Source organism: Stenotrophomonas sp. STEN009 (genome assembly GCF_056760395.1).
The window spans coordinates 104,862-126,322 of sequence record NZ_JBRRES010000008.1; the positions used below are offsets into that span (position 1 = coordinate 104,862).

The 21,461-nt window shown below is 67.6% G+C and carries 21 protein-coding genes; 11 read left to right on the plus strand and 10 right to left on the minus strand.

What is annotated here, in order from left to right; genetic code table 11:
- Positions 1-7: 7 nt before the first annotated feature.
- From ACVOMM_RS05900 to ACVOMM_RS05950, 11 genes are all read left to right on the plus strand, one after another.
- Positions 8-2,722: a TonB-dependent receptor gene (locus ACVOMM_RS05900; RefSeq protein WP_111186214.1), complete on the plus strand. Its 2,715-nt coding sequence runs from the start codon at positions 8-10 to the stop codon at positions 2,720-2,722.
- 55 nt (positions 2,723-2,777) lie between these two features.
- Positions 2,778-3,470 (plus strand): PepSY domain-containing protein, encoded by a 693-nt coding sequence (locus ACVOMM_RS05905; RefSeq protein ID WP_065181783.1) that lies wholly within the window; start codon positions 2,778-2,780, stop codon positions 3,468-3,470.
- A complete protein-coding gene (locus ACVOMM_RS05910) occupies positions 3,467-5,278 on the plus strand; it encodes a 2Fe-2S iron-sulfur cluster-binding protein (protein ID WP_481525982.1) in 1,812 nt (603 codons plus the stop codon). The genes ACVOMM_RS05905 and ACVOMM_RS05910 overlap by 4 nt, the downstream gene beginning before the upstream one ends.
- A gap of 97 nt (positions 5,279-5,375) precedes the next feature.
- Positions 5,376-6,488 (plus strand): PLP-dependent cysteine synthase family protein, encoded by a 1,113-nt coding sequence (locus tag ACVOMM_RS05915; protein WP_481525983.1) that lies wholly within the window; start codon positions 5,376-5,378, stop codon positions 6,486-6,488.
- Between the two features lie 232 nt (positions 6,489-6,720).
- The gene (locus ACVOMM_RS05920; protein ID WP_180875721.1) at positions 6,721-7,338 is read left to right on the plus strand and encodes a LemA family protein; all 618 of its coding nucleotides are present in this window, start codon (positions 6,721-6,723) and stop codon (positions 7,336-7,338) included.
- 3 nt (positions 7,339-7,341) lie between these two features.
- The gene (locus ACVOMM_RS05925) at positions 7,342-8,229 is read left to right on the plus strand and encodes a TPM domain-containing protein (RefSeq protein WP_481525984.1); all 888 of its coding nucleotides are present in this window, start codon (positions 7,342-7,344) and stop codon (positions 8,227-8,229) included.
- Positions 8,229-8,723 carry a TPM domain-containing protein gene (locus ACVOMM_RS05930; protein ID WP_065182836.1) on the plus strand — a complete coding sequence of 165 codons (495 nt, stop codon included), beginning with the start codon at positions 8,229-8,231 and terminating at the stop codon, positions 8,721-8,723. The genes ACVOMM_RS05925 and ACVOMM_RS05930 overlap by 1 nt, the downstream gene beginning before the upstream one ends.
- 60 nt (positions 8,724-8,783) lie before the next feature.
- Positions 8,784-9,668 carry a prolipoprotein diacylglyceryl transferase gene (lgt, locus tag ACVOMM_RS05935; RefSeq protein WP_053519680.1) on the plus strand — a complete coding sequence of 295 codons (885 nt, stop codon included), beginning with the start codon at positions 8,784-8,786 and terminating at the stop codon, positions 9,666-9,668.
- Positions 9,665-10,459, plus strand: a complete 795-nt coding sequence (locus tag ACVOMM_RS05940; RefSeq protein ID WP_065182838.1) for a thymidylate synthase — start codon at positions 9,665-9,667, stop codon at positions 10,457-10,459. Before lgt ends, ACVOMM_RS05940 begins: the two co-directional genes overlap by 4 nt.
- Positions 10,456-11,019 (plus strand): hypothetical protein, encoded by a 564-nt coding sequence (locus tag ACVOMM_RS05945; RefSeq protein WP_345776097.1) that lies wholly within the window; start codon positions 10,456-10,458, stop codon positions 11,017-11,019. The genes ACVOMM_RS05940 and ACVOMM_RS05945 overlap by 4 nt, the downstream gene beginning before the upstream one ends.
- 13 nt (positions 11,020-11,032) lie before the next feature.
- Positions 11,033-11,524 carry a dihydrofolate reductase gene (locus ACVOMM_RS05950; protein WP_481525985.1) on the plus strand — a complete coding sequence of 164 codons (492 nt, stop codon included), beginning with the start codon at positions 11,033-11,035 and terminating at the stop codon, positions 11,522-11,524.
- A 59-nt stretch (positions 11,525-11,583) separates the two neighbouring features.
- Here the strand turns inward: ACVOMM_RS05950 and ACVOMM_RS05955 are convergent, their stop codons facing one another.
- The 10 genes from ACVOMM_RS05955 to ACVOMM_RS06000 all read right to left on the minus strand — a co-directional run bounded on the left by ACVOMM_RS05955 (position 11,584) and on the right by ACVOMM_RS06000 (position 21,425).
- Positions 11,584-12,231: a DUF1287 domain-containing protein gene (locus ACVOMM_RS05955; RefSeq protein WP_164153075.1), complete on the minus strand. Its 648-nt coding sequence runs from the start codon at positions 12,229-12,231 to the stop codon at positions 11,584-11,586.
- On the minus strand, positions 12,228-13,247 hold the full coding sequence (locus tag ACVOMM_RS05960; protein ID WP_481525986.1) for a symmetrical bis(5'-nucleosyl)-tetraphosphatase: 1,020 nt from the start codon (positions 13,245-13,247) through the stop codon (positions 12,228-12,230). The genes ACVOMM_RS05955 and ACVOMM_RS05960 overlap by 4 nt, the downstream gene beginning before the upstream one ends.
- 15 nt (positions 13,248-13,262) lie before the next feature.
- The gene (gene apaG, locus ACVOMM_RS05965) at positions 13,263-13,646 is read right to left on the minus strand and encodes a Co2+/Mg2+ efflux protein ApaG (protein WP_053519676.1); all 384 of its coding nucleotides are present in this window, start codon (positions 13,644-13,646) and stop codon (positions 13,263-13,265) included.
- Between the two features lie 13 nt (positions 13,647-13,659).
- Entirely contained in the window at positions 13,660-14,463 is an 804-nt protein-coding gene (gene rsmA / locus ACVOMM_RS05970; RefSeq protein WP_065182841.1) for a 16S rRNA (adenine(1518)-N(6)/adenine(1519)-N(6))-dimethyltransferase RsmA, read from the minus strand.
- Positions 14,460-15,440, minus strand: coding sequence for a 4-hydroxythreonine-4-phosphate dehydrogenase PdxA (pdxA, locus tag ACVOMM_RS05975; RefSeq protein ID WP_481525987.1), 981 nt, complete (start codon positions 15,438-15,440; stop codon positions 14,460-14,462). Before pdxA ends, rsmA begins: the two co-directional genes overlap by 4 nt.
- A 3-nt stretch (positions 15,441-15,443) precedes the next feature.
- The gene (locus ACVOMM_RS05980; RefSeq protein WP_053519673.1) at positions 15,444-16,787 is read right to left on the minus strand and encodes a peptidylprolyl isomerase; all 1,344 of its coding nucleotides are present in this window, start codon (positions 16,785-16,787) and stop codon (positions 15,444-15,446) included.
- A complete protein-coding gene (gene lptD / locus ACVOMM_RS05985) occupies positions 16,784-19,240 on the minus strand; it encodes an LPS-assembly protein LptD (protein ID WP_080375337.1) in 2,457 nt (818 codons plus the stop codon). The genes ACVOMM_RS05980 and lptD overlap by 4 nt, the downstream gene beginning before the upstream one ends.
- An 89-nt stretch (positions 19,241-19,329) precedes the next feature.
- Entirely contained in the window at positions 19,330-20,268 is a 939-nt protein-coding gene (locus ACVOMM_RS05990) for a histone deacetylase family protein (protein WP_065176230.1), read from the minus strand.
- Between the two features lie 9 nt (positions 20,269-20,277).
- Positions 20,278-20,832, minus strand: a complete 555-nt coding sequence (locus tag ACVOMM_RS05995; protein WP_277381423.1) for a cob(I)yrinic acid a,c-diamide adenosyltransferase — start codon at positions 20,830-20,832, stop codon at positions 20,278-20,280.
- An 8-nt stretch (positions 20,833-20,840) separates the two neighbouring features.
- The gene (locus ACVOMM_RS06000) at positions 20,841-21,425 is read right to left on the minus strand and encodes a hypothetical protein (protein WP_053519669.1); all 585 of its coding nucleotides are present in this window, start codon (positions 21,423-21,425) and stop codon (positions 20,841-20,843) included.
- Between the last annotated feature and the right edge of the window lie 36 nt (positions 21,426-21,461).

The window sequence follows — 21,461 nt, forward strand, 5'->3', positions numbered from 1 at the left end:
AGAGAACATGTATCTGAAGTCCAATGCCATGGCTGCGGCCATCGGCAGTCTGCTGTGCGTCTCCGTTGTCCACTCCGTCGCCGCGCAGGATGCGCAGTCGCCCGATGCGAAGGCACGCACGCTGGATACCGTGCAGGTGACCGGCAGCCACATCAAGCGCGCGCAGCTGTCAGGCGTCGGCCCGGTGAGCGTGGTCGATGCCGAGGCCATCGAACGTTCCGGCGCCACCTCGGTGGAAACCCTGCTGCAGCGCCTGCCGGCCTCGGCAGGGTTCGCGGGCAGCCAGAGCAATGCGTACTGGGCCGAGAACGGCTACGGCACCACCCAGGTCAATCTGCGCGGTCTCGGCATCAACCGGACCCTGGTCCTGCTCAACGGCCGGCGCATCGTCAATGGCGGCACTGGCGCCAACAGTTCGGTCGACCTCAATGTCATTCCGGTCTCGCTGATCGAGCGCGTGGAGGTGCTCAAGGACGGTGCCTCGGCAATCTATGGCGCTGATGCGGTGGCTGGCGTGGTCAACATCATCACCAAGCAGGGATTCGAGGGTGCCGAAGCGGTGGTGCGCTATGGCCAGACCAGCCAGGGCGACGGCGAGGAAACCTCGGTCGATGTCAGCTGGGGTGTCAGCAGCGAACGCGGCTCGCTGATGGCTGCGGTCAGCTACTTCGACAGCGGCGCGGTCAACATGGCCTCGCGCGCGCCCTGCGGCCTGATCGAATCCGATGGCCGGCTGGTCTGCTCCGGCAGTTCGTCCACCATCGGTGGTCGTGCACTGCTGGCAGATGGCCGACGGGTCAACTTCAACCAGGTGCCCGGAGGCGACGGCGATTTCTACGAGCCCTATTCGGCGGCCAAGCACAACTACAACGGCAATCCCACGCTCAACGCGGTCAACCCGATCGAGCGGCTCAGCCTGAGCGTGTTCGGCGACAGCCAGTTGAATGACAGCACACGCGCGTTCATCGAAGCGATGTACACCAACCGCCAGTCCAGGCAGCTGGCGACCTCGGGTGGGCTGGGTGTCTACCGGCCGATCAACATCGCCGCCGACCATCCGACCAATCCCACCGGGCAGGATCTGCTGCTGCAGCGCCGGCGCCTGGAAGAGGCCGGTCCCCGCCACTTCTTCCAGGAGACCGACACCTACCGGGTGGTAGCGGGCCTGAAAGGCCAGTTCGGCACCAGCTGGGACTGGTCGGTGGCCTTCAACTGGGGGCGCAACACCGGCGTGGATGGTTCGGACAATGTCGCCAACCTCGATCGCGTCGACCAGACGCTGGACCGGTCCCTGTGCAGTACCGCGCCCGGCGCAGCGATTCCCTGCGGCGACTATCTCGGCTACGGGGACCTGAGCCGTGACGTGCTGGATTACATCCTGTACACCTCGCGCGATACCGGCGGAAACGAGCAGAAGAGCTTCACCGCCAATCTCAGCGGGCAGATCTTCGAGCTGCCGGCAGGCTGGGTGGGATTCGCCGCGGGCGTGGAGGTGCGCAGGGAGCGCGGTTGGCGTGATCCGGATCCGTTGACCGTGCTCGGCATCGGCAACACCAACCAGCAGGATCCGATCGCCGGGCGATACACGGCCAAGGAAGCGTACATGGAGCTGGCGGTGCCGCTGCTGCAGGACGCGGTCATCGCAGATTCGCTGTACCTCAACCTGGCCGGCCGCGTGTCCGACTACGACCTGTTCGGGCGCGACTTCAACTACAAGGCCGGGCTGGACTGGCAGGTCAGCCCTTCGCTGAAGCTGCGCAGCACCTATGCTACGGCATTCCGCATTCCCAACATCCCCGAACTGTTCGGTGGCGTGTCCGAGGGCAACCTCACCACCACCGACCCCTGCAGTGGCTGGAGCGGACTGCCGGCCAGCTCGATCGTGCGTGCGAACTGCCAGGCCGATGGCGTGCCGGCTGGTTACGTGCAGCCGGGCAATACCATCCTGACCACGTCCGGCGGCAATGCGGATCTCGAGCCGGAAGATGCGACCTCCTTCACCGCCGGGGTGGTGTGGACACCCACGTTCGCACCCGGGCTGACGCTCACCCTGGACTACTACCGCATCCGCATCGAGAACGCGATCCAGCGTATCGCCGGCTCCACCAAGCTGGCCATCTGCTACAACACTCCGTCGCTGGCGCATCCGTTCTGCGACGCCAGCAACTTCACCCGCGACCCGCGCACCGGCGAAGTGAACTACCTCTCATCGCAGCCGGTGAACACGGCCGATGAGCAGGTCAGTGGCTACGACCTGGGCGCACTCTACGAGTTCAAGCCGTGGGGCATGGACGCCAGCATCAGTGCCGACATCTCCTACCTTCAGCGTTATGACGTGCGCCCGTATGCCGGAGCAGAGGTGATCACGTATGCCGGCAGGATCACCGGCGGCCGTGGCAGCTATGCCAAGTGGCGTGGACTGATGTCGATGAACGCGTCCCGTGGGCAATGGTCCGGTACCTGGACCACCCAGTACATCGGCCGGGCCGACGACATCAATGCCGCGCGTGGCGACATCGGTGATCATGCGCCATCGGTGTTCTATCACAATCTCCAGCTCAGGTACGCGGTCAGCAAGGCGCTGGATGTGGCGCTGGGCGTGGACAACGTCTTTGATCGCTCGGCGCCGTTCATCCAGAGCTATACCGACGCCAACACAGACACCATGACCTACGACCTGCTCGGTCGTCGCTGGTATGCACGCATCGGCTACCGCTGGTGATCGCACGCGCCCCCGTCGCCTGCGGCGGGGGTGCTCCGCAAGGGAGACAAGGTAGATGAAACCCGCATTCTGGGCGCGCCGCGCCCATAAATGGATCGGACTGGTGATCGGTGTGCAGGCGCTGTTGTGGATGCTCAGCGGGGTCTACATGACCGTGGTGCCGCTGCAGGTGATCCATGGCGACCACCTGGCCCATGTCCGTGGCGAACCGCTGGCGCCGGTGCATGATCGGGTCGGCGTCGATGTGCTGGCCGCGCGTTATCCCGGCCTGCAGTCGTTCCGCCTCAAGCGGCTGCTGGAGCGTGAGGTCTACGACGTGCAGCGCGGACCGGAACGCTTCCTGGTCGATGCCCGCAGTGGAGAGCGCCTGCCGCGGCTGGACCGGGATGGCGCCATCGCGCTGGCCACAGCGCTGTACCAGGGCGCAGGTGAGGTCGCGCGGGTGGAATGGGTGACCCGTGCGCCGTCGGAAGTGAAGACGCGACCGGTGCCGATGTGGGCCGTCCATTTCGCTGACCGCGGAAGCACCACGCTGTACCTGTCACCGGACAGCGGTGAACTGCTGGCGCGCCGGCACAGCCTGTGGCGCTGGTTCGATTTCCTGTGGATGTTCCACATCATGGACTACGAGCAGCGCACCGACGTCAACAATGGCCTGCTGCGCGTCGCATCGGTGATCGGGCTGGCATTCGGCCTCAGTGGCGTGTGGCTGCTGTTCTACAGCTTCGGCCAGAGGAGGCGCGCATGACGCCGTGGCTGCGCCGGCTGCACAGGTGGATCGGGGTGCTGGTGGGACTGCAGTTCCTGGTCTGGCTCGGCAGTGGACTGGGCATGAGCCTGCTTGACCCGGACCGGATCGCCGGCACTTCGCAGCGGGCTGCGCCCGCGGCGCCCCTGGCATGGCCGGCAGATACCGTCTCACCGGCCGATGCGCTGCGTGCTGCGCGGTGGCCGGCCGCGACCCTGGACAGCGGCTGGCTGCTGCAGGCGCCGGTGTATCGACTGCAGTCAGCGGAAGGCACCGAGGTGATCGATGCGCGTGATGGCAGGCGCATCACCATCGATCCGGTGATCGCGCTGCGCGTCGCGCAGGCCGCCTACCGTGGCCAGGGCGTGCCCGCAGCGCCGGTGCATCTGGCGCACAGTCTGGAGACGCGCGGCCATCCCGACGCGGTGTGGCGGGTGGACTTCGGCGATGCGCAGGACACCACCGTCTACGTCTCCGCCGACAGCGGACAGGTGCTCGAGCATCGCACCGCAACGTGGCGGCTGTTCGATGTGTTCTGGATGCTGCACATCATGGACTACGCCGCGCGGGCCAACTTCAACAATCCGCTGGTGGTGGGGATGGGGCTGGGGGGGCTGTGGATGGCCTTGACCGGCGCGTGGCTGCTGCTGGCGAGCGTCCGCCTGCATGAGTTCGTTCCACATCGATGGCGCAGCCGCCGGCAGTTGGCAGTGTTCGCCCCAGGAGGCACGCACCTGCGCACGGTGGCTGCGGCGCAGGGGGACAGTGTTTACCTGGCGCTGGCCCGCGAAGGCGTGAACCTGCCCTCCAACTGCGGCGGCGGGCAGAGCTGTGGACTGTGCGAAGTCCGGGTCCGTGGACAGGCCGGAACCCCTTCCGCCGCAGATCGGGCGCACCTGGCCGGATCGCGGCTGAAGGTCGGCTGCCGGCTCGCCTGCAACCTGCAGGTGGGGGCGGATATGGAGATCGAGGTGTCCGGCGGTGCCAGCCTGTGGACCGAGCATGAGGCAACGGTCGAGCGGATCGAAGCGGTGACCCCGTTCCTGCGCGAGATCCACCTGCGTCCCGACCAAGCCGCCGACGCACTCTATCAACCCGGCTGCTACCTGCAGCTGCATGTGCCCGAATACGAGTTGCCCCGTTCCGCGCTCTGGCATCCGGACGAACACCGGCAGGACTGGGCACCGTTGGCCCTGCCGGAAACCTTGCACAACAAGGCGGCGGTGCGTCGTTCGTACTCGCTGGCGATGCCGGTTGCCGCCGAAGCGGGGCGCCTGGTGCTGCTGGCCCGGTTCAGCCCCGGCTGGCAGCAGGGCAAGCGGCATCCGCCGGGCAAAGGGTCCAGCTATCTGTACGCGTTGCGCCCCGGCGATCGCGTCCGCTACAGCGGACCGTTCGGTGATTTCGCGCTCAGCGGCGTGTCCCGGGAAAAGATCTTCATCGGAGCCGGCGCCGGCATGGCGCCGCTGCGGGCGATGATCGAACATCGGCTTTCCGAGGGAGGGCAGGAGCGCATCCACTACTGGTACGGTGCCCGCAGCGACCGCGATTGCCCCTACATGGCGCAGATGCAGGCCCTGCAGGCAGCGCACGCGAACTTCAGCTGGCATCCCGTCTGGTCCGGGCAGGGAACTGGCCGGCGCGTGCATGACGCCATCCATGAGGATCTGCTGCAGCGGCATCCGGATCTTTCCGGCTGCGAGTTCTACCTGTGCGGGCCACCACCGATGCTGGCCGCGACCCGGCAGCTGCTGCAGCGGCTGGGGGTGACGGAAGAGCGGATCGCATACGACGATTTCAAGATCTGAAGTGGAGGCGCCGTGGCCGTGCAGGGCGGCCGCGGCGCCCGTTGCAGCGGTGCGGGCGGAGTAGAATGCCCAGCTGTACTCACCGAAGTGGCGTTCCATGTCCCAGCGCGCCTGGGTGGCTGCGGCCATCCGCAAGATCGAAGCCGATTTCAACCGGTCCGCCGATACCCACCTGATCCCGATGGCGCTGCCCGGGTTCGAAGGCATCGATGTCTACCTGAAGGATGAATCCAGCCACCCCACCGGCAGCCTCAAGCACCGCTTGGCGCGTTCGCTGTTCCTGTACGCGCTGGCCAATGGCTGGCTGCGCGAAGGGCGACCGGTGATCGAGGCGTCGAGCGGCTCGACCGCGGTGTCCGAAGCGTATTTCGCACGCCTGCTGGGGCTGCCCTTCATCGCGGTGATTCCGGCCACGACCTCGCCGGAAAAGATCGTTGCCATCGAATTCCATGGTGGCCGCTGCCACCTGGTCGAGCGCGCCTGTGATCTCAACTGCGAATCGGAACGGCTGGCGCGCGAAACCGGCGGTCACTTCATGGACCAGTTCACCTACGCCGAACGGGCCACTGACTGGCGCGCCAACAACAACATCGCCGAGTCCATCTTCAAGCAGATGGCCGAAGAGCCCAGCCCGGTACCCGAGTGGATCGTGTGCAGCCCAGGCACCGGCGGCACTGCGGCCACGCTGGGCCGCTACGTCAGCTACCGGCGGCACGACACCCGCATCCTCTGCGCGGATCCGGAGATCTCGGTGTTCTTCGAGGGCTACCAGGCGGCGGTGGCGGGCGAGCAGCAGTGGCGTGACCTGACCTGCAGCGGTGGCTCCCGTGTGGAAGGCATCGGCCGACCGAGGGTGGAGCCGAGCTTCATTCCAACCAGCGTCGATGCGATGGTGAAGGTGCCGGATGCATTGAGCCTGGCAGCCATGCGCCACGTCAGCCGGCAGCTCGGTCGGCGCGTGGGAGGCTCCACCGGCACCAACTTCATCGGTGTGCTGCAGGCGGCGCAGTGGATGCGCGAAGCCGGCCGCCACGGCAGCATCGTCAGCATCCTGTGCGACAGTGGCGAGCGCTACGCGCAGAGCTATTACGACCCGGCGTGGTACGCACGACAGGGCATCGATGTGGACGGTGCCGATGCGCAGCTGGCCGCGGCCGTGGCGGGTCAGGGCCTGCCTGCGCTGCCGTGCTGCAGCCTGGAAGCGCTGTAAGTCTGCGGTGCCTCCGCCGGGGGGGGGGGGGGGGGGGGGCGGCCGCGCCCGGGGGCCCGCCTTCCCCCCCCCCCGGGCGGCCCGCCCCCCCCCCCCCCCCCCCCCCCCCCCCCCCCCCGCACTACTCAGGCGATCCATGAGCATGGCCACCGCGGAGGGGGCGGCGCCCGATGGCCGGTCTTTCACCCGAACCATGGCATGCTCGGCGCCAAGCCCACCCGGAACCTCCGCCATGCGCCTGTTCACCCGTGTCCTGCCCCTGATGCTGCTGGCCTCCCTGCTGTCCGGCTGCGGCTACAACGCGATCCAGCAGAAGGATGAAGCGGTCAAGGCCAGCTGGTCCGAAGTGCTCAACCAGTACAAGCGCCGTGCCGACCTCGTGCCCAACCTGGTACAGACCGTGAAGGGCTTCGCCAGCCAGGAAGAGCGCGTGCTGACCGAAGTCACCAACGCCCGCTCGCGTGTCGGCCAGATCAACGTCAACGCCGATGACGAAGCCTCGCTCAAGCAGTTCCAGCAGGCCCAGGGCGAACTGGGTAGCGCGCTGTCGCGGCTGCTGGTGGTGACCGAGAACTATCCGGTGCTGAAGTCCGACCAGAACTTCCGCGACCTGCAGGCCCAGCTGGAAGGCACCGAAAACCGGATCACGGTTGCGCGTGGTCGTTACATCCAGCAGGTGCAGGACTACAACACCTACATCCGCTCGTTCCCGCAGGTGATCACCGCAAAGCTGTTCGGCTACAAGACCAAGCCGAACTTCACCGTGGACAACGAAGCGCAGATCTCCAACGCACCGGCGGTGGATTTCGGCAACGCGCCGCAGCAGCCGGCACCGCAGCCGGGCCACTGACCGATGCGCCTGGCCACTGCGCTGTTGGCCCTGCTGCTGTGGCTGCCGCTGGCGGCGCAGGCCCAGCAGCTGGCGCCGATTCCGGCGCTGGATTCGCCGGTGGTCGATACCACCGGCACGCTGGATGCCACGCAGAAGCAGGCGCTGGTGCAGCAGGCGCTGGACCTGCAACAGCGCAAGGGCAGCCAGCTGCAGGTGCTGGTGGTACCCACCACCCAGCCGGAGGACATCGCGCAGTACACCACGCGGGTCTTCGACCAGTGGCAGATCGGCCGCAAGGGCGTGGATGACGGTGTGCTGCTGGTGGTGGCCAAGGATGACCGGCGCGTGCGCATCGAGCCGGGCTACGGCCTGGAGGGTGCGATTCCCGATGCGATCGCCAACCGCGTCATCCAGGAATACCTGGTGCCGCGTTTCCGCAGTAGCGACTACGCCGGCGGCATCACCGATGCCACGGCGGTGCTGCTCAAGCTGATCGATGGCGAGTCGCTGCCGGCGCCGGTCAGTGGCCAGCGCGGGCGGGAGGCCGACGGCGGTGGCGATACCTGGATCCTGGCGTTGTTCATCGGCGTGTTCGCAGGCACGGTGCTGCGGGGCGTGTTCTCGCGGGTGCCGCGGCCGGTGCGCGGGCTGCTCGGAGGTGCGGGTGCGGCGGTTGCTGCCTTCCTGTTCACCTCCACCCTGCTGGCCAGTGGCCTGGCCGGCGTTGTCGGGCTGGTGGTGGCGATGCTGTCCGGCCATCCCGGCCGCTTTGCCGGCGGCAGTGGCTGGGGCGGCGGCAGCTGGGGCGGCGGCGGTGGATTCGGGGGCGGCGGCGGTTTCGGCGGTGGTGGCGGCTGTGGCGGCGGCGGTGGCAGTTCCGGCGGCGGTGGTGCATCGGGAGGTTGGTGATGATCCGTCGTCTTTGCCGTCATCTGTTCTCGCCCTCGGTACGACGGGCGTTTCCCCCCGCCACGCTGCAGGCGATCACCGCGGCCATCGCTGCCGGTGAGCAGCGCCACGGCGGCCAGGTGATGTTCGCTGTCGAAGCCGACCTGCCGCTGCACGCGGTCTGGCGCGGAATCACGCCGCGCCAGGCGGCGGAGCAGGCGTTCGCCCACCTGCGCACCTGGGATACCCGGCACAACAACGGCGTACTGATCTACCTGCTGTTGGCCGACCATGCCATCGAGATCGTCGCCGACCGGGGCCTGAGCGACCGGGTCAGCGCGGCGCAGTGGCAGCGGGTGTGCACCCACCTGCGCGAAGGCCTGCGCGGCGCCAGTCCGGTGGATGCGCTGCGCGATGCGATCGACGAAGTGTCCAGCCTGGTGGAAGGGCACTTTCCGGCCTCGACGCGGTCGGAGGATGACGCGCTCCCGAATGCGCCGCAGATCCTGGGCTGAGCCCCGGTCCCGGGCCGGGTCGGGGCGCTAAAATACCCGTACTCCTGCCAGGCGTCTTCCATGATCTATTTCCACGACATCGACCCCATCGCCCTCTCGCTGGGGCCGATCAAGGTGCATTGGTACGGCATCATGTACCTGCTGGGTTTCACCGCCGCCTGGCTGCTCGGTCGTCGCCGGATCGCCGCCGGGCGCCTGCCCGGCGTCGATGCCAACGGATTCTCCGACCTGCTGTTCTACGCCATGCTCGGCGTGGTGCTGGGTGGGCGCATCGGCTACATGCTGTTCTACGCGCTGGGCGATTTCCTGCACAACCCGCTGCTGCTGTTCAAGGTGTGGGATGGCGGCATGAGCTTCCACGGCGGCCTGCTCGGCGTGCTGGGCGCCTGCTGGTGGTGGTCGCGCAAGCACGCGCTGCACTTCTTCGACACCATGGATTTCATGGCGCCGCTGGTGCCGCTGGGCCTGGGCTTCGGCCGCATCGGCAACTTCATCGGCGCCGAGCTGTGGGGCAAGTACACCGACGGCACCTGGGGCGTGGTGTTCCCGTCCGGCCTGCCGGCGCCGCTGAACCAGCTGGACCACGCGACCCTGCAGGCGCAGTTCGCGACCGGCGCGCTGAACCAGTACGCACGCCACCCCTCGCAGCTGTATGAAGCCTTCCTCGAAGGGCTGGTGATGTTCGTGGTGCTGTGGGCGGTGTCGGCCAAGCCACGCCATCGCTATCTGGTGGGGGGGCTGTTCGCGCTGATGTACGGTGTCTTCCGCTTCGCGGTGGAATTCGTGCGCATGCCCGACAACGGCATCTACGTAGCGTTCGACTGGCTCACCCGCGGCCAGATCCTCAGCCTGCCGCTGATCGCGCTGGGCCTGGTGCTGCTGGCGATGTCGCGCCGCGCACCGGTACTGCAGCCGCAGCCGCTGGCGGTGGAGGGCAAGGCATGAAGGCCTACCTGGACCTGCTCTCGCACGTGCTGGAGCACGGGACGGAGAAGAGCGACCGCACCGGTACCGGCACCCGCAGCGTGTTCGGCTGGCAGATGCGCTTCGACCTCAACGAAGGTTTCCCGCTGGTCACCACCAAGAAACTGCACCTGCGCTCGATCATCCACGAGCTGCTGTGGTTCCTGAAAGGCGATACCAACATCGGCTACCTGAAGGACAACCAGGTACGGATCTGGGACGAATGGGCCGACGGCAACGGTGATCTTGGCCCGGTGTACGGCAAGCAGTGGCGCAGCTGGGCCACCGCCGATGGTCGCGAGATCGACCAGATGCAGTGGCTGGTGGACGAGATCAAGCGCAACCCCGATTCGCGGCGGCTGGTGGTCAGCGCCTGGAACGTGGGCGAGCTCTCGCAGATGGCGCTGATGCCCTGCCACAACCTGTTCCAGTTCTACGTGGCCGATGGCAGGCTCAGTTGCCAGTTGTACCAGCGCAGCGGCGACATCTTCCTCGGCGTGCCGTTCAACATCGCCAGCTATGCGCTGCTGACCCACATGGTTGCGCAGGCCACCGGCCTGGGCGTGGGCGACTTCGTGCATACGCTGGGCGATGCGCACCTGTACTCCAACCATTTCGAGCAGGCCCGTGAGCAGCTGGCGCGCGAACCGCGCGCGCTGCCGAAGCTGTGGTTGAACCCGGACGTGACCGACCTGTTCGGTTTCCAGTTCGACGACATCCGCATCGACGGCTACGACCCGCATCCGGCGATCAAGGCGCCGGTGGCGGTATGAGTATCCGCCTGCTTTCCAGGGGGCTGTCGGCGTTGTGCGGCATGCTGCCGCTGGCCATGGTGCAGGCCGCCCCGGCCGATGCGCTGTCGCTGGCCCGGCAGGTCAATGAGCAGATCGTGCACACGCACATGCGCGAGGAAGTGCATGCGTTCGCCGGGGCATTCAACGGCAGCACCATGATGCCCCCCGATGTCCCGGAAGGATGCCGGGCGCAGATGCGTGAGGCGGTAACGGGCATGTACACGGCAATGACCGACCACCTGAAGGCCGGTATTGAGGATCCGGCCTATCAGCGCACGCTCGAGCAGCAGCTTGCCAACGTCTATTCCAGCGACCAGTTGCAGGCGTTTCTGGCACGTCGTGCCAGCACCGATACCGCCGCGCTGTCGGCAGAGATCCTGTCAGGACCGGGCCTGAAGGATATCGAAGAGGCGCAGAAGCAGAAGATCCTTGGTGGCCTGGACGAGCAGTCCACGTCCAGCCCTGCGCTGGCTGCGGCGTTGCAGGCCGCCAGTGCAGCGAACGCTGCCTGCGAACGCCTGCAGATCGATGCCAACTGAGGAGGTCGCAGCATTGAAGCTTTCGATGATCGTGGCGCTGGATCGCAACCGTGGCATCGGCCAGGGCAATGCCATGCCCTGGCACCTGCCGGATGACTTCAAGTACTTCAAGGCGCTCACCCTGGGCAAGCCGATCCTGATGGGGCGCAGGACGGCCGAGTCGATCGGCCGCGTGCTGCCGGGGCGGACCAACCTGGTGCTGACCCGCAGCGGTCAGGTGCCGTTCGAGGGCATGCGCGCGGTGGGCTCGCTGGACGAAGCGAAGGCGATCGCTGAAGGCGAGGGGGCCCGTGAGCTGTGTGTCATCGGAGGCGGCGAGATCTTCCGCCAGCTGCTGGACCAGGCCAGTGACCTGTACCTGACCTGGGTCGATGCCGAAGTGCCGGCCGACACCCATTTCCCGCAGGTGGACCCGCAGCTGTGGCGGGAAACAAGCAGTGAGCCGCATCCGGCCGACGAACGCCACGCTTATGCGTTCCGCTTCGCGCATTACGTGCGCCGCTGATCGCCGCACCTGTGGAGCCGAGCCATGCTCGGCCTCGTTCCTCAAGGCTACAGGATCGTTTACGGCATCCGGTAATGCCCGATGATGGCGTGCTGGAACAGCAGGTTCTCTTCCCGGGTCCCGCGCGCGATGTTGTGCAGTACCAGCGGTGTCCCGTCGGCCAGCTGCCGGTCGGAGACGATGCCCACGTGCAGCAGGCCGTTGCCATTGAGCTTCCAGGCGACGATGTCGCCTGCCGCGTAGTCGGCGGCGAGGGCCGTGATGGGCTGCTGCCAACCCTGCCGCTCGAACCAGCGCATCAGGTTCGGTACGCGGCGATGATCGATGTTGCGATCCGGCCGTGACAGGCCCCATATCGCGGGATAGGCGCCGAAACTGCTGCGCATGTCTTCATGCACGCGCGCCTGCAGATCCAGTCCCAGATCGCGCAGGGCGCGCACCACCACGTCGGTACACACACCGCGATCAATCGGGACGTCCCCGCCGGGATAGGCCAGCACCCGATAGGCCGGGTCGTAGCGGGTGGTGACGCCGATCTGTGCGCGCGCCGCGGTCACCAGCGGCGGCGAAGATGCCTGCGGTTGCGATGGTGCGTGGCCGGCGTTTTCGCCGCCGGAGGGAACCGGGGCCGGACCGGGCTGGCAGCCGCTGGCCAGGGCCAGCGTCAGCAGCAGCACCGTCCATGGTGCCCGACCGCGCGCGGTCATGCCTGCGGCGGTGTGCTGGTGCTGTTGCCGCCACCCGTACCGCCACCACCACCACCGCGCCGACGGCGGCGACGTGGGCCGCGGTTGCCCGGGTTGGCAGCGGTGTTTCCGCCGCCCTGTTCCCTGCCCTGTGCCGCAGCGGTAGACCGCTCGTGGGCCGGTCGCGCCGGCGGCCGGGCATTCGGAACCGGGGCAGGAACATCACGGCCGGGCACCTGCACCACGCGCAGCTCATCGGTATCGAGCTGGATCGCGGTCAGCTTGCCGCCCCATACCGCGCCGGTATCGATGGCGTGCACGCCCTGGGTGATGGTCAGGCCCAGCGCCGACCAATGGCCGCATACGACCTTCAGGTCGCGCTCGACCCGGCCGGGCACTTCAAACCACGGATACAGTCCCTGTTCCTGCGTGCCCGGCGTGCCCTTGTCCTCGATGCCGATGCGCCCGCGCGGAGTGCAGTAGCGCATGCGGGTGAGCACGTTGATGATCGCCCGCGAACGGTCGTAGCCGGACAGGTTCGGTGCCCAGCTTGGCTTGTCGCCATACATGTTGCGGAACAGCTTGCGGTAGCCCGCACCGTGCAGTTGCACCTCGACTTCGGCCGCATGCTTTTCGGCCATCTGCGTGGTCCACTTCGGCGCCAGGCCGGCGTGCACCATCATCCAGCCCATCTCGCGGTCCACATGCACCAGCTTCTGCAGGCGCAGCCAGTCCAGCAGCTCGTCGCGGTCCTCGGCCTGCACGATGCGCAGCAGGTCCGGATTGACCTTGCGCTGCTCTTCCTCGGTGCGTGCACCGACAGCCAGCAGCGAAAGATCGTGATTGCCCAGCACGACCACGCTGTGCTCGCGCAGCGAATGCACCAGCCGCAGCGTTTCCAGGGATTGACCACCGCGGTTGACCAGATCGCCGCAGAACCACAGGGTGTCCTGCGCGGGGTCGAAGCGGAGCTTCTCCAGCAGTCGCTGGGTCACGTCATAGCAGCCCTGCAGGTCGCCGATCGCCCACACACTCATCGTCCGGCCTCCGTGTCAGTGCAGGGTACGTGGGATGGCCAGCACGAACGGTGCGACCGGCGCGGCGAATTCGGTGCCGTCATCGGCGACCATGTCGTAGTGGCCCTGCATGGTTCCGTGATCGGTCGCCAGCATGACACCGGACGTGTAGTGGAAGTCTTCACCGGGACGCAGCCGCGGCTGCTCACCGATCACGCCTTCGCCATCGACGTGCTCGACGCGGCCGTTGGCATCGGTGATGCGCCAGTGGCGCGCGACCAGCCGCGCGGCCACCCGGCCCTGGTTGTGGATGCGGATCGTATAGGCGAACGCATAGCGGCCGTCTTCCGGCACGGACTGGTCATCGAGGAATCGCGGTGCGACCTCGACGGAAATGGCGTAAACGTCAGCGTCTTCCATACCGGCAGTGTAATCAGGAGGCATTGGCCAAGGCGATGAATTCGGCCACGTCCAGCTGTTCGGCACGGGCATCGGGGCGCACGCCGGCAGCGGCGAACTGGTCGGCCGACACCACGTTGTTCAGTGCGTTGCGCAGGGTCTTGCGGCGCTGGCCGAAGGCGGCCTTGACCACTTCGGCGAAGCGGGCATGGTCACGGATGCCGACCGTGGCCGGATCATGCGGCACCAGCCGCACCACGGCCGAATCGACCTTCGGCGGTGGCCGGAACGCACCCGGCGGCACCACGAACAGCGAGGTGACTGTGCAGTAGGCCTGCAGCATCACGCTGAGGCGGCCGTAGACCTTGCTGCCGGGGCCGGCTGCCATGCGGTCGACCACTTCCTTCTGCAGCATGAAGTGCATGTCGCGGACCACGGCGGCATGTTCCAGCGCATGGAACAGGATAGGCGAGGAGATGTTGTACGGCAGGTTGCCGACCAGACGGATCGGCTGTCCGGCCGCCAGTTCGGTGAAGTCCACGCGCAGCACGTCGCGGTGGACGATGGTCAGCTCGCCCAGCGGCTCGGCGGCGGCGGTCAGCGGCGCGATCAGGTCGCGGTCGAACTCGATCACCGTCAGTGCCGGATGCACGCGCAGCAGCGGCAGCGTGATCGCTCCCTGGCCGGGGCCGATCTCGACCAGGCGATCACCGTCCTTGGGATTGACCGCCATCACGATCTTGTCGATGTAGTGGCGATCGGCCAGGAAATGCTGGCCAAGTTGCTTCTTGGCCGGGGCGGTGAACACCGGGCCGGAGGGGGAATGCGGGGAATTCATGCGCTCAGTGTACGTTGCCGCGCAAGCTGCGCACACAGCGTCGTTGCCGCCTGCAGGCTGGATGGATCGGCAATGCCGCGGCCGGCCAGGTCCAGCGCGGTACCGTGATCGACAGCGACGCGCGGGTAGGGCAGGCCCAGGGTCAGGTTCACGGCCTGCTCGAAGCCGGAGTACTTCAGCACCGGCAGGCCCTGGTCGTGGTACATGGCCAGGACCGTATCGAAGCCTGCCAGCTTGCCTGGCAGGAATGCGGTGTCGGCCGGCAGCGGCCCGACCAGATCCATGCCTTCGGCGCGCAGGCGCTGCAGCAGCGGGATGATCAGATCCAGTTCCTCGCGGCCGAGGTGACCGTCTTCGCCGGCATGCGGATTCAGGCCGAGCACGGCGATGCGCGGCGATGCCAGCCCGAACTCGCGGCGCAGCGCGGCGTGCACGGTGCGCAGGGTGTGCTCCAGGCCGGGTGCGGTGATCGCATCGGCGACCTCACGCAGCGGCAGGTGGGTGGTGGCCAGGGCCACGCGCACGATGTGATTGGCCAGCATCATCACCACCTTCACCCCGGCCTGGTCGGCCAGCAGTTCGGTGGTGCCGCTGTAGGCGATGCCGCCCTCGTTGATGACCGCCTTGTGCACCGGGCCGGTGACCACGCCGTGCAGCTCGCCCGACAGGCAGGCCTGGCCGGCGCCGAGCAGGGCGCCGATGACCGCGCCGGCATTGGCCGGATCGGCTTGGCCGAAGCGGCTCGGGACGGCATTGGCCACGACGCGCAGACGCAGGTCGCCCGGGAAGCGGGCTTCCGCTTCCTCGGGCAGCAGTTGCAGGGGCAGGTCCAGCGCGGCGGCGGCTGCGCGCAGGGTATCCGGGTCGGCGAAGGCCAGCAGCCGGCAATCATCGCGCGGCTGCTGGATCAGGCGGATGCACAGCTCCGGGCCGATCCCGGCGGGCTCGCCCGGTACCAGAGCGAGCTCGGGGCGCATCGGTCAGGACTGCGGCGGCGTCGCGGTGTTTTCCGCGCGGTCACCGCTGCGGAAGCTGACGTAGGCTTCGCCACGCAGCTCCTGCAGGAAACGGTTGTATTCGTCTTCCAGCTTGCGGCGGCCGATGGTTTCGCGGACCTGCGCACGCTGGTTGTCGTTGGTCACGTCGGTCTGGCGGGTCGCCACGCGCTGCACGATGTGCCAACCGGCGTCGGTGCGGAACGGCTGGCTGACACCGCCGTCCTGCACGCTCTGGACCTGCTGGCCGAAGGCCGGACCGAACGCATCGGCCGGGAACCAGCCCAGATCGCCGCCCTGGCCCTTGCTGTTGTTGTCCTCGGACGACTCCCTGGCCACCGTCTGGAAGTCGGCGCCGCCGGCAATGCGGGCACGCAGGGTGTCGATCTTGGCCTTGGCGGCCGCATCGGTCTGGTTGTCGTCCACGCGCACCAGGATGTGGCGGCCGTGGAACTCGGTGACGGTATGGGTGCCGGCGGCGGCGCTGGAATCGCGCACTTCCACCAGCTTCAGCAGCTGGAAGCCGCTCGGACCACGGATCGGGCCAACCACGTCACCGGCATTCATCTTTTCCATCAGCTGCGCGAACGCGGCCGGGATCTCGTCCATGCTGCGCCAGCCCAGGTCGCCGCCTTCCAGTGCATTGGGGCTGTCCGAGTAACGTACGGCGGCGGCATTGAAGTCCAACTCACCCTTGTCCAGCAGGGCCTTCACGCCGTCGGCCTTCTTCTGGCCGGTGGCGATCTGCTCGGCATTGGCGCCGTCGGGCAGGGCGATCAGGATGTGCGCCAGGTGGTACTGGTTGCCGGCGGTGGCCTGCTGCTTCAACGCGGCATCGACTTCGCCCTCGCTGACGCTGATGCGGCTCTGCGCGAAGCTCTGGCGCAGGCGCTGCACGGTGATCTCGTCACGCACCGAGGCGCGGAAGTCGTTGAAATCGATGCCGTCACTTGCCAGGCGCTGGCGCAGCGCGTCCAGATTGGAACCATTCTGCTGGGCGATGGCATTCATCGCCTGGTTCAGCTCCTGGTCGCTGACGCGGATGCCGCTGCCCTGCGCACGGGCCACCTGCAGCTTGACCAGCACCAGGCGCTCGAGCACCTGCCGGCTGAGTACGTCATCCGGCGGCAGCTGGGCCTCGCGGCCGGCGTACTGCGCCTTGATGTTGGCGATGGCGCGCTGGAGTTCGCTCTGCAGGATCACGTCCTCATCGACGACAGCGGCGATGCGGTCCAGCGGCTGCGCCTCCTGGGCAAGTACCTGCAGGGGGGCGGACACGCTGGACACCGCCAGCAGCGAGGCGAGAAGAACGGGGAAGCGCTTGGTCATGGGATCAGATTCGGATCGTAGTCGTCCCGGGTCGTCCCGGTATTGCTGGGGGGCACGAGATAGAGGTCGTCGCGGTTGTAGCCGAGGATAGCACGGCGCAGGGTGCGGTCCGTGTCCTGGCCCAGGGAGCTGAGGCCCTTCAGCACGAACTCCAGCTGGATGGAATTGTTCAGCTCGCCCTCGCGATTGCGCACGTAGCGGCGGGCCACCGCGCGCACGGCCAGGCAGCAGCTGTCCCACTGGACGCCACCGATGATTTCCAGCGGCTTCTTGTCTTCCAGCGAGTAGTAGTAGCGGCCGACCAGGCTCCAGCGGGGGTTCAGCGGGTACAGGAACGACAGGTCGGCCTGCTTCAGCAGGTCGGTGCCGTCCGGGTTGATGCGGTGGCGGTAGGTCAGGTTGACCACGCCATCGTTGGGCATCAGGTAACGGGCGCGGAAGCTGGCCAGGTCCTCACGCTTGTATTTGGGGTCCCACTGGTAGGTCGCGCTGAGGGTCCAGCGGTCGTTGACCATGTAGTTGGCATCGGCGATCCAGGCCGACTTGCCCTTTTCCACCGGCGGGCCACCCGGCACGGCGGTCACCCGCGATTCGTCGAAGTACTGGATCTGGCCGATGGCCGCCGAGAACCGCTCGCGGCCGGTGGTCTGGTCGATGAAGCGCGTGCCCAGCGCCATGGTCAGCTGGTTGGCGTCGTTCTGGCGGTCGGCGCCGGTATAGCGCGAGTCGCGGAACAGCTGGCCCCAGCTGAAGGTGAAGTCGCGGGTATCGAAGATCGGCAGCTCGTCCTGGTTGCGGTAGGGCGTGCGCAGGTAGAACAGGCGCGGTTCCAGGGTGTGCAGGAACGAGCGGCCGCCGATGGTGGTCTCGCGGTCGAAGAACAGGCCGGCATCGATGCTGCCGATCGGCAGGCTGCGGCTGGGCGAGGTGTTGCCGCGCAGCTGCTCGGGGGTAGCGGTGGCCGGATCAACGCCCTGCGAAACCAGCACGTTGCGGCGGATGCTGTCGGCCAGCTGCCGGTCCAGGTCGTAGGCGGTGTAGCGGTAGGCCAGGGTCGGGGTCACGTACCAGGCCGCACCGCTGAACGGCAGCGACACATAGGGTTTCAGGTCCAGGCGTGCCCCGCCGTACATCCGCTGGGTCTGGCCGGTACGGGTGTACTCAAGGTCCGGTCCGGCCTCGGGGCCGTACTTGAAGTTGATGTCTTCATGGGTGAAGCGCACGGCTTCGGCGTACACGCCGGTTTCCAGCCACGACAGGACCGGCTTGTCCCAGTTGAAGTACAGGCGCGGCTGGCGGTTGTAGGCCAGCGCGCTCTCGTTGAGCGTGTAGTCGGTCAGCTGCCAGCGGTCGGCCATGATTCCGGCCGTCCAGTTCTGGCCGGTGCCGTACAGGCCAACGGTGCTCTGCAGGTTCGAGGCGGTCACGCCCACCAGGCGGTTGGCGAAGTCCTCGACGTAGCGCTCGTCGCTGACCCAGGCCAGGTTGGCACGTGCCTGCCAGTGGCTGTCCACGTTGTGGTAGCCGCTGAACATGACGCGGCCGCGATCGCGGTCGCGCAGCTTGTCGTTGGGGATGTAGGCGGTCAGCAGTTCGCCGCGGCCGCCGTTGTAGAGGTAGCGGAACTCGTTGTCGAGCATCAGGCCGCGCCGGCTCATGTAGCGCGGCATCAGCGTGTCGTCGTAGTTCGGTGCCAGGTTCAGGTAGATCGGCTGGGTGTAGTCGAACCCGTTGCGCCCGGACATGCCCAGCTGCGGGAACAGCAGGCCGGTCTTGCGCCGGTCGTCGATCGGGAACTTGAAGTACGGTGCCCACAGCACCGGCACCTTGCCGATGCGCAGCACGGCATTGCGCGCCGTGCCGAAGCCCTCGTCGTTGTCCACTTCGATCTGCGGCGCCGACAGCTTCCACACCGGCTGCGACGGGTCGCAGGTGGTGTAGGTGGAGCGGTGCATCTGCCCGACCGCGCCCTGCAGGTCGACCGATTCGGCGTCGCCGTTGCCACGGCGGGACACCAGCTGGTACTGGATGTCGGTGATCTTGTGGGTGTCGCTTTCCTGGTTGCCCTCGGCGCGCTTGGCGACCATCCGGATCGACGCGTCCTGGTAGCGGACATTGCCATCGGCGATGTAGTTGCCGGACTCGGTGTCGAAGCTGAGCTTGTCGGTGCCGACGAACTGGTCGCCGCGACGCAGGGCGACGTTGCCCTCGTACTGCGGCACCGTGGTGGTACCCAGCAGCTGATCGCCCTCGATATCGGTCGGCTGCTGCTCGCGCGCGGCGCTGGCGGCGGCCTTGTCCTGGCCCGGAACCGGGGTCGGGGCGTCGGTGAACGCGGGAATGACGTCGGTTGCCGGGCACAGGCCCCAGTTGAGCGGCTTATCATCGGCCATCGCCGGCAGGCAGACGGCGATGCTCAGAGGCAGGGGAAGCAGGCGGAGGGCTCGGCGCACGCGGTTCGGATTCGGGCGAAAACGGACGGTAGCTTGCCCCATCCCTTGCATAGGGGCAATGAAGGCGGCCCGGTCGCACCGGCTCGGGTTCATCCAGCCGGGGGGGACGCCGCCGGCGACATCAGGGCCTGCACGTGGGCCACGCTGCATTCGGCCAGGGCCTGCAGGTCGTAGCCGCCCTCCAGCATCGACACCACCCGGCCGGCCGCATGGCGACGCGCCAGCGCATGCAGTTCGCGGGTGATCCAGGCGAAATCCTCGGTCTCCAGCATCAGATCCGCCTGGGGGTCGCGCAGATGGGCGTCGAAGCCTGCCGAGATCAGCATCAGCTGCGGGCGGAAGTCGTCGATGGCCGGCAGCATCTCGTCGGCCCAGACATTGCGGAAGCGGAATCCGCCACTGCCCGGCGGCAGCAGGATGTTCATCAGATTGCCCGCGCCACGGTCACGGCGCAGGCCGGAGTTGGGGAACAGGCCGGCCTGGTGGGTGCTGTAATACGACACCCGTGCGTCGTGCTGGAAGATGTCCTGGGTGCCGTTGCCATGGTGGACGTCGAAGTCGACCACCGCGATCCGCTCCAGCCCGTGGCGGTCGCGCGCGTAGGCTGCGGCGATGGCGATGTTGTTGAGCAGGCAGAAGCCCATGGCCGTGCTGCTGGTGGCATGGTGACCCGGCGGGCGCACCGCGCAGAACGCCAGCGGGTCCGCGCCCAGCATCACCGCATCCACTGCGGCCACACCGGCACCGGCAGCATGCACCGCCGCACTGGCCGAGCCGGGCGAGGTCCAGGTGTCCATGTCCAGCTGGCGCAGGGGCACGGTCTGCGGTTGCAGCACGAAGTCGAGCAGAGCGCTGTCGTGGACCCGGCTCAACTCGCCGAACTTGGCGGGTGGGGCCTCGCGCCAGTCCAGCTGGCCGGGGAATGCGCCGCGCAGGGCGTCGAGCACGCCCTGCAGCCGTTGCGGGCATTCGGGATGGCCCGGACCGGGATCGTGCAGCAGGCAGGACGGATGGGTGAAGACCAGCATCGTACGGACTCAGCCCTGCCGGTGCTGGGGCTGCCAGAGCGCCTCGCCCTGCCCATCGGCGCGGGCCAGCACCCGGGCCAGCACGAACAGCAGGTCCGACAGCCGGTTGAGATACTGCAGCGCTTCGCTGCGCACGTTCTCACGGCGGGACAGCGTCACCGTCTCGCGCTCGGCGCGGCGGACAATCGTTCGTGCCAGGTGGCAGCGTGCGGCGGCTTCGCCACCGGCGGGCAGGATGAACTCCTTCAGCATCGGCAGCGTGGTGTTGTAGTGGTCCAGCTGCTGTTCCAGCGCCGAGACATCGGCGGCATGGATCGCGGCATGGCCGGGGATGCACAGCTCGGCGCCCAGGTCGAACAGCTGGTGCTGCAGATGGACCACCAGCGCGCGTACGTCGTCCGGAAGCGGTGCGGCCAGCAGCAGGCCCAGCGCCGCGTTGGCTTCGTCGACGGTGCCGTAGGAGGCGACGCGGGCATCGTCCTTGGCTACGCGCTGGCCATCGCCCAGTCCGGTGCTGCCGTCGTCACCGGTGCGGGTGTAGATGCGCGAGAGGCGATGGCCCATGGCGCAGCTCAGTGCCGGATGTCGCGACGGGCCTGCTGGAGCTTGAGCACCTGCTCCACGGCCAGTTGCAGGGCGGCGGCCAGCGCCACGTAGATCGCCGTGGTCCGCAGGTAGGGGCCGAACCACTGTGCGTAGTTCTGCGCCCAGCCCGCCAGCGTCGGCTCGGCAACGTTGCGGGTGGTCCAGTAGAAGCCCCCCTGCGCAAGCAGATGGCACAGCGCCACCGAGGCCACCAGCAGGAGCGCACCCTTGGCCAGCACCGGCCAGCGCGCGCCGCGGTAGTTGTGGCCCAGCAGCATGCCGCCGGCCCACAGCGAGAAGTACGCCGGCAGCAGCAGCCAGTAGCCGGGCGACACGCAGTAGTGCTGCCAGAAATCCAGCCCCGCGCTGCGGATCACGATCCAGTCGACCAGCACCGCGAACAGCATCAGCAGCGGAAAGGCCCAGCGCGTCCAGCGCGCGAGGTAGAAACCGCCGATGAAGAACACCGCCCAGGAGGCATCGGGGATCGCCGCGAAGTGGTTGACCCGGGTCGCCGCCAGCAACAGCACGAGCACGGACAGGACGAAGGCACGATTGGCGGTGTCGGACATGGCGGCGGGCCCGGAGCGGATTCAGCTTTCATTCTA